General features: G+C 64.0%; 15 protein-coding genes and 1 riboswitch. Of the genes, 8 read left to right on the plus strand and 7 right to left on the minus strand.

Annotated elements, in window-relative coordinates; all coding sequences use genetic code 11:
- Window positions 1-119 precede the first annotated feature (119 nt).
- A complete protein-coding gene (locus FVF58_RS45545; RefSeq protein ID WP_149676168.1) occupies window positions 120-593 on the minus strand; it encodes an Lrp/AsnC family transcriptional regulator in 474 nt (157 codons plus the stop codon).
- Between the two features lie 138 nt (window positions 594-731).
- On the opposite strand from FVF58_RS45545, the gene FVF58_RS45550 reads away from it, so the two are divergent.
- Window positions 732-1412, plus strand: coding sequence for a cysteine dioxygenase family protein (locus FVF58_RS45550; protein WP_149676130.1), 681 nt, complete (start codon window positions 732-734; stop codon window positions 1410-1412).
- Window positions 1413-1463: 51 nt separating this feature from the next.
- On the opposite strand, the gene FVF58_RS45555 is transcribed toward FVF58_RS45550, so the two are convergent.
- The 4 genes from FVF58_RS45555 to FVF58_RS45570 all read right to left on the minus strand — a co-directional run bounded on the left by FVF58_RS45555 (window position 1464) and on the right by FVF58_RS45570 (window position 6188).
- Window positions 1464-4100 (minus strand): mechanosensitive ion channel family protein, encoded by a 2637-nt coding sequence (locus tag FVF58_RS45555; protein WP_149676131.1) that lies wholly within the window; start codon window positions 4098-4100, stop codon window positions 1464-1466.
- 282 nt (window positions 4101-4382) lie between these two features.
- Window positions 4383-5030, minus strand: coding sequence for an NAD(P)-dependent oxidoreductase (locus FVF58_RS45560; protein ID WP_149676132.1), 648 nt, complete (start codon window positions 5028-5030; stop codon window positions 4383-4385).
- A 144-nt stretch (window positions 5031-5174) separates the two neighbouring features.
- Window positions 5175-5630, minus strand: coding sequence for an Rrf2 family transcriptional regulator (locus FVF58_RS45565; RefSeq protein ID WP_149676133.1), 456 nt, complete (start codon window positions 5628-5630; stop codon window positions 5175-5177).
- A gap of 87 nt (window positions 5631-5717) precedes the next feature.
- Entirely contained in the window at window positions 5718-6188 is a 471-nt protein-coding gene (locus FVF58_RS45570; RefSeq protein ID WP_149676134.1) for a BCAL1086 family glycoprotein, read from the minus strand.
- A gap of 251 nt (window positions 6189-6439) precedes the next feature.
- Between FVF58_RS45570 and FVF58_RS45575 the strand changes: the two genes are divergently transcribed.
- Together FVF58_RS45575 and FVF58_RS45580 are read left to right on the plus strand one after the other, a co-directional pair.
- Entirely contained in the window at window positions 6440-7021 is a 582-nt protein-coding gene (locus FVF58_RS45575) for a DJ-1/PfpI family protein (RefSeq protein WP_149676135.1), read from the plus strand.
- A gap of 152 nt (window positions 7022-7173) precedes the next feature.
- The gene (locus tag FVF58_RS45580) at window positions 7174-7500 is read left to right on the plus strand and encodes a hypothetical protein (RefSeq protein WP_149676136.1); all 327 of its coding nucleotides are present in this window, start codon (window positions 7174-7176) and stop codon (window positions 7498-7500) included.
- A 22-nt stretch (window positions 7501-7522) separates the two neighbouring features.
- On the opposite strand, the gene FVF58_RS45585 is transcribed toward FVF58_RS45580, so the two are convergent.
- On the minus strand, window positions 7523-9250 hold the full coding sequence (locus FVF58_RS45585; protein ID WP_149676137.1) for a sensor histidine kinase: 1728 nt from the start codon (window positions 9248-9250) through the stop codon (window positions 7523-7525).
- Between the two features lie 377 nt (window positions 9251-9627).
- On the opposite strand from FVF58_RS45585, the gene FVF58_RS45590 reads away from it, so the two are divergent.
- The 3 genes from FVF58_RS45590 (at window position 9628) to FVF58_RS45610 (ending at window position 13381) form a co-directional block, all read left to right on the plus strand.
- Window positions 9628-10815, plus strand: a complete 1188-nt coding sequence (locus FVF58_RS45590) for an ammonium transporter (RefSeq protein WP_149676138.1) — start codon at window positions 9628-9630, stop codon at window positions 10813-10815.
- Window positions 10816-11050: 235 nt separating this feature from the next.
- Window positions 11051-11112, plus strand: a riboswitch (Fluoride riboswitch).
- Between the two features lie 75 nt (window positions 11113-11187).
- Complete coding sequence (crcB, locus tag FVF58_RS45595) at window positions 11188-11568, plus strand: fluoride efflux transporter CrcB (protein WP_149676139.1); 381 nt, start codon at window positions 11188-11190, stop codon at window positions 11566-11568.
- 601 nt (window positions 11569-12169) lie between these two features.
- Window positions 12170-13381 (plus strand): MFS transporter, encoded by a 1212-nt coding sequence (locus FVF58_RS45610; RefSeq protein ID WP_149676140.1) that lies wholly within the window; start codon window positions 12170-12172, stop codon window positions 13379-13381.
- An 88-nt stretch (window positions 13382-13469) separates the two neighbouring features.
- Here FVF58_RS45610 and FVF58_RS45615 read toward each other — a convergent pair whose 3' ends face one another.
- Window positions 13470-13748: a hypothetical protein gene (locus FVF58_RS45615; protein ID WP_149676141.1), complete on the minus strand. Its 279-nt coding sequence runs from the start codon at window positions 13746-13748 to the stop codon at window positions 13470-13472.
- A 317-nt stretch (window positions 13749-14065) separates the two neighbouring features.
- Between FVF58_RS45615 and FVF58_RS45620 the strand changes: the two genes are divergently transcribed.
- Both FVF58_RS45620 and FVF58_RS45625 read left to right on the plus strand, forming a co-directional pair.
- The gene (locus FVF58_RS45620; protein WP_149676142.1) at window positions 14066-15043 is read left to right on the plus strand and encodes a chromate resistance protein ChrB domain-containing protein; all 978 of its coding nucleotides are present in this window, start codon (window positions 14066-14068) and stop codon (window positions 15041-15043) included.
- Complete coding sequence (locus FVF58_RS45625; RefSeq protein WP_149676143.1) at window positions 15040-16224, plus strand: chromate transporter; 1185 nt, start codon at window positions 15040-15042, stop codon at window positions 16222-16224. Before FVF58_RS45620 ends, FVF58_RS45625 begins: the two co-directional genes overlap by 4 nt.
- The last annotated feature ends 2 nt before the right edge of the window (window positions 16225-16226 follow it).

Genomic DNA, 16226 nt, shown 5'->3' on the forward strand with positions numbered 1-16226 from the left:
GACGAAGTCCGTGATCTTTACGGAAGAAGGACTGCGCGAGTCCGAACGACTTTTTAATCAGCACTTTGTCATTCCGGAAAGAACGGGGAATTGATTCAACGAACTTCTAACTCACGACACTAGGTCACCGCAGAAGGCCGCACCGGCAACGCCGTCGAATACTTGATCTGCTCCATCGCGAAGCTCGAACTCACGTCATACAGCGGCACAGCAGCGATCAACTGTTTATAAACGCGATCGTAGTCGTCGATATCGGACACCACCACGCGCAGCAGGTAATCGGTCTCGCCGCTCATCCGGTACACCTCCACCACTTCCGGAATGTCCTGCACGGCGCGCGTGAAGGTTTGCGCCCACGCCTCGGTATGCTGGTTGGTGCGCACCGCGACGAACACAGTCGTGCCCACGCCGAGCTTGCGCGCGTCGCACAGCGCCACCTGCGCGCGAATCACGCCCGCCTCTTTCAGACGCTGCAGCCGCTTCCAGCAAGGCGTTTGCGACAGATTCACACGCTGCGCCAACTCGGCGATCGGCATGGTCGCGTCGTCCTGCAGCAGCTCGAGCAGCTTCCGGTCGATGATATCCATTCCCATCATGTCACCCCCATAGGAAATTATTCTACTTTTCAGGTTTCGAGGGGAATTATATGGAAACTCTTTCTCCGGTCAAACGGGTATAAATATCGTTGTCCGAAAACAACCGATAAGCAGCGATGCCGCTGCGCCAAGACCATGAGCCAAGGCCTCCGCGCAACCTCGTTCGACCGTCTCCCCGAGTCTCATGCGCCGCTCGCGCAGGCAGCCCAAACGTCCGCCGACGCCCAATCGTACCGGTCCTCGAGCGGCCGCGAGCGCCCGCGCCACCGCGCCCCGCTCGCTCGCCTGTGCGACACGCTGGACGCGATCTTCGAAGCCTGCGTGCATTTTCCCGAGCCGTCGGACTCGACCTTCTTCGCGCGCAGCATGCGCATCGCGCTGGCCGAAGCGGCCGCCGACCCGGCGTTTCTCACACCGGCGCAGCGCGAAGGTTCGGCCGAAACCTACCGCCGCCACCTGCTCGCCGCCGATCCGCACGGCCGCTACGCGATCGCCGCGCTGGTGTGGCAGCCGCGCCAGGCGAGCCCCGTGCACGCGCACCACACGTGGTGCGGCTACGCGGTGCTGGAGGGCAAGTTGACCGAAACGATCTTCGAATGGAACGGCGCGCAGCATTGCGCAAGCGCCACGCGCACGCAGACGCGCCGCCAGGGCGCGGTGTCGTTCGTGCGCGGCGGCCGCGGCGGGATTCATCGGCTGGGCAATGGCAGCGAGGCGCCCGCCATCTCGTTGCATATTTACGGCGTGCCGGGCGCGCAGATCACGACGCATGTGAACGACATCGTTCGCGCGGTGGACGCAACGGCACTCGTCTGACCGGGTTCGTCGCCGGGGCGCCAGCCGCGGATTTTCACGCACCCCGCCTGATCACCCCTTCCCCCCTCCTTCGCCCGCCGTCGGAATCTGCGGCGGAATCGGCGCGGTCTGCCCGGTCGGCGGCGGCGCCGGACGCGGCTCGTGCGACACATCGCGCGCCACCGCAAGCGGCGCATGCGCGGCCCGCGTCGCCGGCCCTGCTTCGACCGGGCGCATCACCTGCTCGTGCGGATGCGCGACGAACCCGGACATTTCGTCATCCTGCAACGGCTGCCCCTCGCTATCCTTCGACGACGTGTAGACACGCATCTGCGGCACCGGAATCTCAATGCCCGCTTCGTCCATTTTGAGTTTGAGCCGCAGATTGAACGCGCGCGCCACGCTCCATTGCTGCAAGGGCCGCGTCTTGATCTGCCCTTTCACGACCATCCAGTTCGGATCGAAGCGGTCCAGCCCCCACACCTCGATCGGCCCGAGCATCTCGCGCCGGTAGCGGAAGTCGGCCATCAGATCCGCGCCGACTTCGCGAATCAGTTGCGTGATCTGATCGACGTCGGTGGAGAACGCCATCCGCACTTCGAACACCGCATAGGCAAAGTCGCGCGACAGGTTCTTGACGATCTTGATCTGCGAGAACGGAATCGCGTGAATCGCGCCCTGGCCGTCGCGCAGACGCACGGTGCGAATCGACAGATGTTCCACCGTGCCCGCATGGCCGCCGTCCACATCGATCCAGTCGCCGACCGAAATCGTATCTTCGATGATGATGAACAGGCCCGTGATCAGATCGGTCACGAGCGACTGCGCGCCGAAACCGATCGCGAGACCGATCACACCCGCGCCCGCCAGCAGCGGCGTCACGTTGATGCCGAGATTGGCCGCCGTGACGATGCCGGCGATCGTCATGATCGACACCAGCAGCACGTTGCGCACGAGCGGCAGCATCGTGCGGGCGCGCATGCTCGGACTGCGCGCCTTGTTGCGCGGACTGCCCGGGTTGAGCGCCTCGGTGATCGCCGTATCGACCAGAATCCACAGCAGCCACGCAATGAACACGGTGGCGACGATCGCCGTCACTGCATGCGCGATCCCGCGCGCCGCGACGTTCTTCTCGACCATCGCCGCAAGCGACACGCCCCACAAACGCGCCGCGAGCTCGAAGAAGAACAGCCAGATGAAGAGCGTGAGCAGCGTGCCGAAAAAGCGCAGCAGGCGGGTCAGATATGGCGAGCGGCGACGGGCACGCGCGCTGCGCGGACGCGTCATGCGCAGCACGATGGCCGACAGGAAAAACGCCAGCACCAGCATCAGCGCGGTCACGACTGAAATCTGCAGCACGTTTTCGCTGGAACCCGAGCCGCCGAGCGTGGCGACCACCGACGCCGTGGCCAGCACCAGCACGGGCACGTGCCAGAGCGCGGCGAGCAGGTCGAACGCATCGGTCGCGGCCTTGTGGTGGTTGCGCTGCTCGTACGGCCGGTTGCGAATCAGATGCGCGACCGGCCGGCGAAACGCCACTGCGAAGTAGCCCGTCAGCACCGCGGCCGTCATGTTGGCGACCGTCGAAATCAGCGCGGCGAGGTTCGTGCCAAGCTGATGCGCGACGTCGTAATTGACGGCCGCGTCGCCGAGCGCGCCGCAGACGCCGACTGCGAACAGCACCTTGCGCGCGTGATCGATCAGGAGGCGCACCGCGATGCGCCGATGCCCTGATCCGAACAGCGAGAACATGATCAGACAGATCGCGGAAAACACCGCGCCCGCGACGATTGCATACGCGACCACCATGCCGAGCGTTCGGCCGAGCGCGTCGGGCATCGCGCGCACGAACAGCAGCGCCGCGACGAAGGCGATGATCCACGGCCCGACGCGGCGCAGCGCGAAGATCAGCAGTTCGCGCGTGGTGGGATTCGGATGCAGCCCCATGACGATGCCGAAGCGCCGGTGCAGCCGGTGTTGCAGATAGATCAACGCGCCGGCGCACGCGCCCCAGCCGGCCAGCATCGCCAGCATCGAGAGCAGAACGTTGCCGAAGCTCTCCCGCCCCTGGCTCGTAATGATCGTGTAGAGCTCGTTGGCGGCCGCATTCAAGCGCCCACCCCAGTAGCGCACCGGTGTGCGGCCCTGGTGCACGTCGGATTCGAACGACGCGATGCCCGAGGCGATTGCGCCTAGCAGGCCGGGGCTCGGCTGGGCGGGCGCGGCTGCGGCCGGCGCGATGTTCTGCGACACGTCGCGCAGCTTCTTGAGCTGGCTGACGAGCGCGCTGCGCTGGCGATCGTTGTCGAGCGTGGCGATCACGCTGTCGAGCGAGCGCGCCAGTTCGGCCTGGCTTGCCGGCGACGGCGCGGACGCCGCGTCGGCCGCCGACGCGCCCGAGGCGGCGGACGCGGGTGTGGTCGTCACCGTCGCGCTGTTGATCAGGCTTTGCAAAGCCGGAATCACCGGCGTGCTGGTCGCGGTGCCGGCGGCTTGCGCTTGCGCGGGCATCCAGCCCACGCACAGGAGCAACGCGACGCAGAACGCGGCGGCCCATGCGCCGAGACGCGCGACGATTCGCGCGCACAAGCTGGCGCGTTCGCCAGAGCCTGGCTGGTCTGAGGAAAAATGAAGAGTGGCGCGAGTCGCCGGCTGGCCGCCGTTGGACGGCGTAGCCTCGGACTCACGCCGCGACGGGCATGACTGCATGGCAATCCGCAGGAAAACGGGAGACGCCAGTGTAGCCGTAGTTTTATCGGGCGCGACCGAACATGCGTAACCGAATGTTAGGGCGCTTGCGCCGGGTGGTGAAAGCGCTGAAGGGCTGAAGCGGCGAAGCGGCGAAGCGGCCAAGCGGCGAAGCGGCGAAGCGGCACTATAACGCCGCCGCCTCACCGCATCCTTGTCGACAATGTGCTCATCAACTCAGTTGCATTCCTGCGCAACCACGCCAACGCTACCCGCTACCCGCTACACGCGCCTGCGCCAGCCTCAATAAGCCACCGTCGCGATCTGACGCACGAAACGGCCCTGCTCCAGCTCATCGACGAATGCGATCGCGTAGTCCTCAGCGGAAATGCGGCTATTGCCTTCGGCGTCGGCCAGCAACGTACTCGCGCCCGTGCGGAACGTGCCGGTGCGCTCGCCCGGCGCAATCAGCGCGGCCGGCGCAAAGAAGGTCCAGTCGAGATCGGCGATACCGCGGTAGTAGTCGAATGCATCGCGATGCGCAAGCGCGATCGGCTTGTACGCGTCCGGAAACCCGTCCGTATCGACCAGTTGCTTGCCCGGCGCGACTTCGAGCGAACCGGCGCCGCCCACTACGACGAGACGCTTCAGACCCGCGGCGCGCACGCCCTCGACGAGCGCATGGGTCGCTTTACTCAGCGTCGCGAGATCGTCCTGCGGCGGCGCATAGGCGCTCGCCACCACGTCATGACCGCGCACCGCGGCGCCGACGCTCGCGGCATCGAGCAGATCGGCCTGCGCCGCCGTCAGGTTGGCGACGTCAGCGGGCACGCGTGCTGGATTGCGCGCGAGCGCTGTCACCTGATGCCCGCGACGAGCCGCTTCTGCGGCGATCCGCGAACCGATCATACCGGTCGCGCCGAACAAGGCGATCTTCAGTTGCTGACTCATTTCACTACTCCGGTGATTGATTTATATGTAACCATATTGATTACATATCTGGCGAAAAGAAAAGAGGCCTGGGCCCCGTCCGTTTTCAGGCGCGCGGCTTGCAACTGCTGAACACGCGCCTTCCCATGCTGCTTGACTGCTGCGTCATCCTTGCGAACGCCGTTTGCGCATCCGCTGCTTCTCCGCGCGCACCAGGTCCGCCGTGGCGTCGGCCAGCGTGCGCGCGCCGAGCGATGCCTCCATCGCCTCCTGCGCTTCGTCGATGATACCGCGCAGCACACCCTGAATATTGCGCCCGACCATGCACGCCGGATTCGGCTCCTCGCGGTGCAGCGCGAACAACTGCGCATCGTCTACCGCGCGATACACGTCGAGCAAGCTGATCTGCCCCGGAGCGCGCGCCAGCAGCGCGCCGCCACCCGAGCCGAGCTGCGACGTGGTGAGACCCGCCTCGGCCAGCATGGTGAGCAGCCGCCGGATCAGCGCGGGATTGGTGTTGACGCTGCCCGCGATCATCTCCGACGAAAGCGGCACGCCCTCCTGCAGCGACAACAGCGCGAGCACATGCACCGCAAATGCAAACCGGCTACTCGTATTCACAGCAAACCCGTCCGGCGACGACAATGTGTAACCATGTTAATTACATTTAATCCAGCTGTCAAACTGCTGCCGGGACCGGCGTGCCTGTCACTTGTCCATCTGCTTTTGCGCGTCGGCGGAATCGGCCGACGACGAAGCGGAAGCGTTCGCCGACGACGCCGAGTTCTGCGCCGACCACTGCTGCAGCTTGTGCCCCGCCGCTTCGAGGCTCTGACCGGTGAGCGACGCGGCCTTGCCGAGCTGCGCGTTGGCCGAACTCGCGGCGTTTTGCAGATTGGCCTGCGCGGTCGAAGCAAGCGCGTTGGGGTCGATCGTGATCGACGGCGCGGACGCGGATTCGAGGTTCTGCTGCGCGGCGGCCTTGGTCGCGTCGACCTGCTGGCCGACATAGCTCGCCGCCTGATCGAGCTTCTGGCCGGCGGCCTGGGCGGCGTCGTTGAGCTTGCCGGCCGCCTGCCCGGCCGACGCGTCGTTCTTCTGGCACGCGGCCAGGCCGCCGAACACGAGGACCACGAACGCCGCGCGGCGCAGCAATGAAGAATGAACGGATGAAGTCATGTCTGAAGTTGAGCCGTGTCGAGCGGCTTGCGTGTGCGAAAACGCGCTCATCATACGCCGTTGCTGCACATGCCCGCGTTGACGGCCACCTGAAACCGCATTCGCGGCAAGCACCGCCACCTTCGATCGCACCCATTGCGATCCGTCGCGGTTCTGTCAAACGCGATGGAGTAGACTGCTTGGGCGCTTATGAGCGTCGATGAGCGTCAAGCTGGATTCAGTGTGTTCCGTTGATCAACTGGAGGCATTCGATGGCGGCAAAGAAGATTCTGTTTCTCACCGGCGACTTCGCCGAGGATTACGAAACAATGGTGCCGTTTCAGGCGCTGCAGGCAGTCGGCCATATCGTCGACGCGGTCTGTCCGAACAAGAAAGCGGGCGATCGCGTGAAAACCGCGATCCACGATTTCGAAGGCGACCAGACCTACACGGAAAAACCCGGGCATCAGTTCACGCTGAACGCCTCGTTCGACGACGCCGATCCGCGCCAGTACGACGCGCTCGCGATCGCCGGCGGCCGCGCGCCGGAATATCTGCGGCTCAATCCCAAAGTGATCGACGTGGTGCGGCAATTCGCCGAAGCGGGCAAGCCGATCGCCGCCGTCTGTCACGGCGCGCAACTGCTGGCCGCCGCCGACGTGATTCGCGGCAAGCGCATTTCCGCGTACCCCGCGTGCGCGCCCGAAGTGAAACTGGCGGGCGGCGAATACGCCGACATCCCGGTCGACGCCGCCGTCACCGACGCCAATTTCGTCACCGCCCCCGCATGGCCCGCGCACCCTGAATGGCTGCGCCAGTTCCTCGTGCTGCTCGGCACTCGGATCGAACTCTGAGCCATCGCCGCCGGGTTCGACGGCGAGCGCCAGGCCCTCACGGCCAACGGCGCTCGCCTGATTGAAAGATAAGAATCCGCGTTTGAGATTCGTCCGATAGTTCGCAGCGGAACACCTTCCTATAGTCGTGGCTGACTTGGGAGTGTGCTTCGATGGAACTGACCAACTGGATTGTCATTCTCGCCATCGCATTGATGGCAATCGCTTTTTTCTGCGCGCGCACGCCGGCCAACTGGTCGCGTGACAACCGCGCGCGGCGTCTGACCGGCACGCGCATGCTGGTGCAGGCTGCGTGCTCGCTGTGGGCGGCGCTGCTGATCGTCGTGCGCGGCCTGTTCGCAATCGACGGCCTGCCCGGCGTGCACGCCGCACCGCTCGAAGTATTGACGGGCGTCGCGATTCTGATTGCTTGCGCCTGTTACTGGTGGATTCGCGGCAGCAGGCTGCTCAAGCCGCGGCGGCTCTTTGCCGGGCAATGAGCGGCGCCCGCCCCTGGCGAATCTACCGCATGCCCACGCCGGGGCCGGCATCGGCGGAATGCGCGGCCGGGTTGCCACTCGCGCTCGCGCGGTCGCGGCCTGGCTGGTTCGTCCGAGCGTCGCGCTCGGTTGCAAGGATCGCAACGCCGGCGCTTTCCTCGGCCCGCGCACCCGCTTCGGGCAGCGACAGATAAAACGTCGCGCCCTGCCCTTCTTTCGACTCGGCCCACACGCGTCCGCCATGCCGCTCCACCATCCGGCGCACGAGCGCAAGGCCGATTCCTTCGCCCGCGGTCGCGTTGCCGTGCAGCCGCTGGAACGCGTTGAAGAGCCGCGGCAGAGCAACTGCCGGAATCCCCAGGCCGTTGTCCCGCACATAGAAGATGCGTAACGAATGCACGCCCGGCGGCGCCGGCGTCGTGCCGATTTCGATCCTGCCCGCGCGCGTCGGGTCCAGATAGTTCACCGCGTTGCCCACCAGGTTCGCGAACACCTGTTCAAGCGCGGTAGCGTCGCCCCAGACCGCAGGCAAGTCGCCAATGCTGACGTGAGCGCGCCGCGCCCGGATCGAGCCTTGCATCGCATCGACCACGCGCTGCACGACGTCGCGCACTTCCACCTTCTGCCGGCGGTATTCGATACGCCCCACCCGCGACAGCCGCAGCAGCGCGTCGATGATGTGCGACGCACGCAAGACGGCCGTCTGCAGATAATGCAGCGCCTCGCCGATGTCCTCGTCGATCACCCGCTCGATCCGCCGTCGCGCTCCGGCGGCGAGCGACGACTCGCGCACCGCCGTGCGCAGTTCGTCGCCTGCGCGGGTCAGCTCTTTCGAGAAGCCTTGCAGATTCACCAGCGGCGCCCGCAGATCGTGCGACACGCTGTAGATGAACATCTCGTTGTCCTGGGTCTGCTGCCGCAAGGTCTCGTTGATCTGCGCGAGTTCGCCGGCGCGCCGCGCGAGATCCGCACGGAAGCGCGCCTCGAGGCGCTCGGCTTCGAGCAGGCGCCGACTGGTCTCGTGCAAGGTCAGATCGAGGCGAGCAATTTCATCGCGGCCCGGGCTGAAGGGCGCGAGCGGCTCGTTGCTCGCGAGACGCCCGGCGTTGTCGGACAGGCGCGCGAGACGCCCGCGCACGCCGCGCGTGAACAGCCACACGGCCAGCGCGACGAACAGCAACGAGCCGACCGCAGCCGCGATGATCAAGCTCTGCTGCCGTTCGCGCGCGACACTGGCGGCAGTGGAGCGCAGCGTGTCGAGGTGGCGCTCTTCGGCCTGGAATGCCAGCACCTGCTGACGGAAACGATCGAGCACGTCGGCCCGGCCCAGATCGCTGAAACGGTCGAGAACATCGTGCCGCCGCCCTGAACGCAGCAGGTCCTGAATCCGGTCGGACCATTGCCGGTACGCCTGCACCGCCTGGCGCATCTGCACCACCCGCTCGACCTGGGCCGGATTGTCGGCGACCAGCTCGGCCAGACGATCGATACGCCGGTCGACGTCCACCCACACCGCCACCGGCGTGGCGAAGCGCGCGTTGTCGGCGAGCACCGCGCCGCGCAGCGCCACCGATTCGCTCAGCACCGGATCGACCACCGCGGCGGTCTGGCGCAGCACGTCGCCGCTATGGAGGGCCCAGCGCTCCGCCTGCGCCGCGTCGGACTGCGCCTCGACCAGCCCGGACAACAGCGCCAGTTCGAAGACGGCCGGAATCGCGATCAGCAGCAGGCCTTTAGTGGTCAGTCTCATGCGTGCGCATCGGAGGTCGTGGGCCGGCGAATCGGGCGGAAAAGTCGGCCCATTATGTCGGGGTTTGCCAAAGAAGACAAAGACGCCCGCCCGCCGCGCGGCGAACGCACGCCTGACGTCAGGATTTTGAATGAAATGTAATTAAAATCGAATATTGTGCCCTTATCTGGATCACATCTGCCGCGCGCGGCTCAGTATGCACTTTAATTGTGCTTTCATGCACCGCGCCATTCAGCCGACACCAACGCCGCTGCTCCATGGGGCGCGGTCAAATCCCATCCCGGTGCCGATTTGCACCTGCTCGACGCGTATGGGCACGAATTTGGCCCGCTTCTTGCATTCAATGCCCGCTTTTTTGGCATAAGCGGGACACATCGATGGAAAGTCTGAAAACCGGGACCGATACGCTCTTTCTTTTATTGGGCGCCGCCATGGTGCTGGCCATGCATGCGGGGTTCGCTTTTCTCGAACTCGGCACGGTCCGCCGGAAGAATCAGGTCAATGCGCTGGTCAAAATCCTGGTGGATTTCTCGGTCTCGACGATCGCGTATTTCTTCATCGGCTACACGATCGCGTACGGCGTGCAGTTCTTCGGCAGCGCCGAGTCGCTCGCCGCGCACAACGGCTATGCGCTGGTGCGCTTCTTCTTCCTGCTGACCTTCGCCGCCGCGATTCCGGCCATCGTGTCGGGCGGCATCGCGGAGCGCTCGAAATTCAACCCGCAGCTGTTTGCCACCTTCGTGCTGGTCGGCTTCATCTATCCGTTCTTCGAAGGAATTGCGTGGAACAACCGCTTCGGCATCCAGGCCTGGCTCACGCAGGTGTTCGGCGCGCCGTTTCACGACTTCGCCGGATCGGTGGTGGTACATGCATTCGGCGGCTGGATCGCGTTGCCAGCCGTGCTGCTGCTGGGCGCGCGCAACGGCCGCTATCACCGCGACGGCGGTATTGCCGCGCATCCGCCGTCGAACATTCCGTTTCTCGCGCTCGGCGCATGGGTGCTGACCGTCGGCTGGTTCGGCTTCAACGTGATGAGCGCGCAAACGGTCGACAAGATCAGCGGCCTCGTCGCGGTCAATTCGCTCATGGCGATGGTCGGCGGCACGCTGACCGCCTGGTTCGCCGGCCGCAACGACCCCGGCTTCACGTATAACGGTCCGCTGGCCGGCCTGGTGGCGGTGTGCGCCGGCTCGGATCTGATGCACCCGCTCGGCGCGCTGGTCACGGGCGGCATCGCGGGTGCGCTGTTCGTCTATATGTTCACGTGCGTGCAGAACCGCTGGCGCATCGACGACGTGCTCGGCGTGTGGCCGCTGCATGGCCTGTGCGGCGCGTGGGGCGGCATCGCGGCGGGGATCTTCGGGTTGCGCGCACTCGGCGGGATGGGCGGCGTGTCGCTCGGCTCGCAACTGCTCGGCACGCTCGGCGGCATCGTGGTGGCGACGCTCGGCGGCACGCTCGTGTACGGCGTGATTCGCCTGACGGTGGGTCTGCGGCTCGATCAGGAAGAGGAGTACAACGGCGCGGATCTGTCGATCCACAGGATTTCGGCGACGTCGGAGTAAAGGACAGGCGTCCGGTCGCGCCTGCTCCACGGGAGTCCGTCGACCGCGCGCCAATTCCAGCGCACGCACCCAGTCGCCGTGAGCCCGCCGAATTCGAGCGGGCCGCGCACAGCGAACCCTCAAAGTCCGATCAGGTGGCGCCTGTGCCACTTTGGCGGAATATCACGAAGCCGGTGCGCGCGCTGCGGCCCAAAGCGTGCGGACCTGTCCCCACATGCTCCCGCGGATGTTAGACTTTCGCGCTGGAGATGGCATTCTCCCTTAACCGCCCTCGGGGCTGATGATGCCTGCTACGCCCGGATGACTACGGACGCGGCATCGCGTCGCCCGTACAGCCCGGCTTGTCCACCCGGTTTTGCCAGGTTTGCTCCCATGTATTGGTCCTTTCTCGCTGTCGCCGTCGGCGGCGCGCTCGGCTCGCTGTTCCGCTGGTTTCTCGGTTTCCGTCTGAACGGACTTTTCAGCGGCTTGCCGCTCGGCACGCTCGCCGCCAACGTGATCGCCGGTTATGTAATCGGCGTCGCGGTCGCGGGATTCGCGCGCGCGCCGCAACTCGCGCCGGAATGGCGGCTTTTCGTGATTACGGGTCTGATGGGCGGTCTGTCGACCTTCTCGACTTTCTCGGCGGAAGTCGTGCAGCGCCTGCAGGACGGACGGCTCGGCTGGGCGGCGGGAGAGATCGCCATTCATGTCGGGGCGTCGCTGGTGATGACCATTCTGGGTATCGCGACCGTCTCGTTGCTTGCGCGCTGAAATGAAAAGGCGGGCTATGCCGTAACAACTAAGTTTGCAGCAAAACGTCCTCGAAAGCGCTGAAACACCGTTGTCGCGGAGACACGTTCGAGGAAACAAAGTCTGCAGCAATCGGTTATCGAACGGGCTCGATATCCTTCTAACAAACACAAAGTCTGCAGCATTGCCGCCAGGCAAGGCGCGCGCCGGGCTCCTCCAAAGGTGGGACACCTCATCCGGCAGGACGTGCAAGCAATCATTTCTGAAGCGTTCAAGTTGGCCGCAAACTATGACCCGACGGACCGGTCTCTGATTCTTGTGCCAACAGGTCTGGGCAAGAAGTTTGAAGAAGCCGAGCAAACCAAGGAGTTTGACCGGTAACTCGGTCTAGAAATGGTTGTGGCCACAATCACCCGTCGTAGTTTCCGTAGCGAAACCGCGAGGACCGCGTTCGTCGTCAGGCCGTCTGAACACGGACCAGCCCAACGGAGTGACCTGCATGCCGAGCAGGCTTGGGATTTCGTAGCGGTGGCTTTGAACGACCTGGCTACGAAGTTCGGTTACGCTACTTAGGTAGTCGAGCGTACGTCGCGTTAGTGGCGAACTCCGGAATCGAGAAAAGATGCAGACCAATTCCACGCCGCGCGCCGGCACACTTAGCCAAATCCCACGTGGTATCTGGATGCTCGGCTTCGTCAGCATGTTCATGGACATTTCTTCGGAAGTCGTTCACAGCCTTCTGCCGATGTTCCTGGTGGCGAGTCTGGGCGCGAGCGCGATGGTGGTGGGCCTGATTGAAGGTGTCGCGGAAGCGACTACGCCCATCGTGAAAATGTTCTCCGGTGCGCTAAGCGATTATCTAGGCAACCGGAAATGGCTGGCGGTCATCGGATACGGTATGGGCGCGTTGAGCAAGCCCTTGTTTGCGCTCGCGCCGACGGCGGGCATCGTCCTGACGGCGCGCGTCGCGGACCGAATCGGGAAAGGTGTGAGGGGTGCGCCGCGCGACGCACTCGTAGCTGATATCACGCCCCCACACCTGCGTGGCGCCGCCTATGGCTTGCGACAATCGCTCGACACGATCGGCGCGTTTCTCGGACCGTTGCTCGCCGTCGGGCTGATGCTGCTGTGGGCAGACAACTTTCGTCTCGTATTCTGGGTGGCTGTGATTCCGGGGCTCGTCGCGGTGGCGTTGCTGGTGTTTGGCGTCAATGAACCGGCGCACCATTCGGACGCGAAACGTGTCAACCCGATGAGGCTCGAAAGCCTGAAGAAGCTAAGCCGCTCTTATTGGTGGGTGGTGTTCATCGGGGCGGTATTCACGCTCGCGCGGTTCAGCGAGGCATTCCTCGTCCTGCGCGCGATGCAAGGCGGCGTACCGATTGCGCTGGTGCCGCTTGTGATGGTGGCGATGAATCTCGTGTATTCGGTGTCGGCCTATCCGTTTGGAAAACTCGCCGACTCGATGAGCCACACCAGACTGCTGGCCATCGGACTCGTGGTACTCATTGCATCAGATGTCGTACTCGCGCATGGAAACCACTGGCCGGTCCTACTGCTGGGCGTCGCGTTGTGGGGCCTGCATATGGGGCTCACGCAGGGCCTGCTGGCAACCATGGTTGCGCATACGGCACCGCCGGACCTGAAAGGCACCGCGTTCGGTTTCTTCAATTTGATGAGCGGTCTGGCGATACTTGTGGCGAGCATCGTCGCAGGCCAGTTGTGGGACCGCTTGGGGGCCGGCGCGACGTTCTACGCGGGAGCAGGGTTCTGTTTGCTGACCCTGTGCGCTCTGGCCGTCGGTGGAGGGTCGCGCCGGAAGCGCGCCTTCTAGTTGGATACGGCCGAGCGGTGTGTCTGACCGGGCACGGTCGATGCCGTTACGAGCCCTGCGTGACATCAGATAACGATTACGCAACGATTTATTGTTCGTCATCGTCCCTGTGATGCTTGTACCAGCCCTTGTGTTTGCCGTTGTCATGCCGACGACGTTCATCACGGTATTCGCCCTGATATCCGTAGCGATAGACAGGCGCGGGCGCATAGACCACTGGAGGCGGTTGATAGACCACGGGAGGCGGCGCTACATATACCGGACCGGGCACGCCGAGAAAGACATTGACGTCTGCATGCGCCGACGCCAGCCCCGATGCGCAGGCACAACAAATTCCCAAAGCGGATAAAACCAGCGCGCGTTTCACGATGCTCTTCCTTTCAACTTAAACAGTCCGCCTGAGCGGTCCGATACATCCCCGAATTTGATGGTAGATGAGGGAGCGAGCGGCAGGTGAAACGGCGAAGCGTCTCCTGTAACCTTTCGTAAGCTGAGCGGACGGTTGCACGCCAATCCGAAACGCGCGCCGTCGGGCATTGGTTCGTCACTGCGGCCGTCGGTCCCCAGTCCTCTTCTAGCCAGTTTCGAAGACCCCAGGTCGGAACCGCTCCAGTCCCGCCAGTCCCAACTTTCGCTCAGAATTGGATGTTGTAGAATTCTCTACCTTGTTGTAACGTATACAACATGAATTTACTGAACGACTGGCTTCTCCTCGTGTTGACGTTGCCGACCGATAACTCAACGGCCCGGATGCGCTTCTGGCGCGCTCTCAAGGCCAAAGGTTGTGCTGTCTTACGGGACGGGGTCTATCTGCTGCCTGCGACCGATGCCGCAGAAGCCGAACTGTTGGAGCTTGGAACAAGTATCGGGGAGGCCGGAGGAGCGGCCCACGTCGTCCGCACTTCTAGCCGGGGAGCGGACCAGGAGGCCGAATTCCAGTCCCTGTTCGACAGAACCGACGAGTACGCAGCCTTCGCGCGGTCGCTCGCGGACGCAAGAAAAACCCTGTCGGACCTCTCTCCTGCTGAAATCACCCGCCTATTGCGCCGTGTCGGCAAGGATTTCGAGGCAATTTCGAGCATCGACTTTTTCCGCAACGAGGCATCGACACGGGCCGAGGCCACCTGGCAGGACTTCGTCGCGCTGACCAACACCGTACTGTCGCCGGGAGAACCTCATCAGGCCGAGGGTGCGATTGCCGTACTGCTTCGCGAAGACCATCAGGGCCGGACGTGGGCAACGCGTCAACGCCTGTGGGTCGACCGTGTTGCCAGCGCGTGGCTTATCCGGCGTTTTATCGATTCGCGGGCACGCTTCCTGTGGCTCGCGTCGCCGAGCGAGTGCCCGGACGATGCGCTGGGCTTTGACTTCGACGGCGCTGCGTTCACACACATCGGCGACCGCGTGAGTTTCGAGGTGCTGGTAGCCAGCTTCGGCCTTGACGACGAACCGGGGCTGCTCAAGCTGGGCGCGCTGGTACACGCGCTCGATATTGGCGGTCCGGTTGTGCCAGAAGCCATTGGCTTCGAAGCTGTGATGGCTGGGGCAAAAGCGCGCGCGTTGACCGACGACGAAATGCTCGCCGAGATGAGCAACGTCCTCGATTCGCTGCTCGCGCACTTTGCCGCATCTGGGAAGACTGACGCCGGGAAGCGTCCATGAGCACCGCCACACACGTCGCGCCCACTTATACACTGGGCCAGCTCGTCCGCTACATGCTGCGTCTCGGCACCGTTGGCTTCGGCGGCCCGGTCGCCCTGGCCGGCTACATGCGCCGCGACCTCGTTGAACGGCTGGGCTGGATTAGCGAAGAAGACTACAAGGAAGGAATAGCGCTGGCGCAACTGGCGCCGGGCCCGATGGCCGCGCAACTCGCCATCTATCTCGGATATGTGCACTTCCGGGTGCTGGGCGCCACCCTCGTCGGAATTGCGTTCGTCATCCCTTCGTTTCTGATGGTGGTGGCGCTCGGCTGGGCGTATGCGCACTTTGGTGGCCTGTCGTGGATGCAGGCGGTGTTCTATGGTGTGGGAGCGGCTGTCGTCGGCATCATCGCGATGAGCGCCTACAAGCTGACGACAAAGACAGTCGGCTCGGACAAGCTCCTGTGGGGAATTTTCCTGACGCTGGCCGCAGTCACGTTCATCACGGAGTCCGAGATTGCGTGGCTCTTCATTGCAGCGGGAGTTATCGGGTGGTTAAGGCGCGCTCCACCGAAGTGGCTCACCAAAGGCTCCGTGAATGGAATTGCGGCGGGTTATCTGCCGACGCTGAGCGGCGTGCTCAGCGGCCTGGACCTGCCGCTGCTCGGGCAGATAGGACTGTTTTTCGCGAAAGCCGGCGCATTCGTCTTCGGTTCCGGTCTTGCCATCGTGCCGTTCCTGTATGGAGGCGTGGTCACGGAACATCATTGGTTGAATGAGCGTCAGTTTGTCGATGCGGTTGCCGTCGCGATGATTACGCCTGGCCCGGTCGTCATCACGGTCGGCTTCATCGGATTTCTGGTCGCGGGTTTTTCGGGCGCTTGTGTCGCAGCGCTGGGGACTTTCCTGCCCTGTTATCTGTTCACGGTTCTGCCGGCGCCGTACTTCAAAAAATACGGCAAGCTGCCGGCTGTCAAGGCTTTCGTTGACGGCATCACGGCCGCCGCCGTCGGCGCCATCACGGGCTCCGTACTGGTTATCGCAAAGCGTTCGCTCATTGACGTTCCCACTGTGACCCTGGCCGTCGCGACCGTGCTGCTTCTGTGGCGCTTCAAGAAATTGCAGGAGCCGGTCATTGTCGTCGCGGCGGCCCTGTTTGGTCTTGTTGTCTACCCGCTCATTCACTCACACGGCATCTAACG

This window comes from Paraburkholderia panacisoli (assembly GCF_008369935.1).
Taxonomy (GTDB): Bacteria; Pseudomonadota; Gammaproteobacteria; order Burkholderiales; family Burkholderiaceae; genus Paraburkholderia; species Paraburkholderia panacisoli.

What these genes read in the sequence shown, in the direction of transcription:
- FVF58_RS45545 (WP_149676168.1), bottom strand. Translation starts at nt 593, where the DNA reads ATGGGAATGGATATCATCGACCGGAAGCTGCTCGAGCTGCTGCAGGAC.
- FVF58_RS45550 (WP_149676130.1), top strand. Translation starts at nt 732, where the DNA reads ATGAGCCAAGGCCTCCGCGCAACCTCGTTCGACCGTCTCCCCGAGTCT.
- FVF58_RS45555 (WP_149676131.1), bottom strand. Translation starts at nt 4,100, where the DNA reads ATGCAGTCATGCCCGTCGCGGCGTGAGTCCGAGGCTACGCCGTCCAAC.
- FVF58_RS45560 (WP_149676132.1), bottom strand. Translation starts at nt 5,030, where the DNA reads ATGAGTCAGCAACTGAAGATCGCCTTGTTCGGCGCGACCGGTATGATC.
- FVF58_RS45570 (WP_149676134.1), bottom strand. Translation starts at nt 6,188, where the DNA reads ATGACTTCATCCGTTCATTCTTCATTGCTGCGCCGCGCGGCGTTCGTG.
- FVF58_RS45575 (WP_149676135.1), top strand. Translation starts at nt 6,440, where the DNA reads ATGGCGGCAAAGAAGATTCTGTTTCTCACCGGCGACTTCGCCGAGGAT.
- FVF58_RS45580 (WP_149676136.1), top strand. Translation starts at nt 7,174, where the DNA reads ATGGAACTGACCAACTGGATTGTCATTCTCGCCATCGCATTGATGGCA.
- FVF58_RS45585 (WP_149676137.1), bottom strand. Translation starts at nt 9,250, where the DNA reads ATGAGACTGACCACTAAAGGCCTGCTGCTGATCGCGATTCCGGCCGTC.
- FVF58_RS45590 (WP_149676138.1), top strand. Translation starts at nt 9,628, where the DNA reads ATGGAAAGTCTGAAAACCGGGACCGATACGCTCTTTCTTTTATTGGGC.
- crcB (WP_149676139.1), top strand. Translation starts at nt 11,188, where the DNA reads ATGTATTGGTCCTTTCTCGCTGTCGCCGTCGGCGGCGCGCTCGGCTCG.
- FVF58_RS45610 (WP_149676140.1), top strand. Translation starts at nt 12,170, where the DNA reads ATGCAGACCAATTCCACGCCGCGCGCCGGCACACTTAGCCAAATCCCA.
- FVF58_RS45620 (WP_149676142.1), top strand. Translation starts at nt 14,066, where the DNA reads ATGAATTTACTGAACGACTGGCTTCTCCTCGTGTTGACGTTGCCGACC.
- FVF58_RS45625 (WP_149676143.1), top strand. Translation starts at nt 15,040, where the DNA reads ATGAGCACCGCCACACACGTCGCGCCCACTTATACACTGGGCCAGCTC.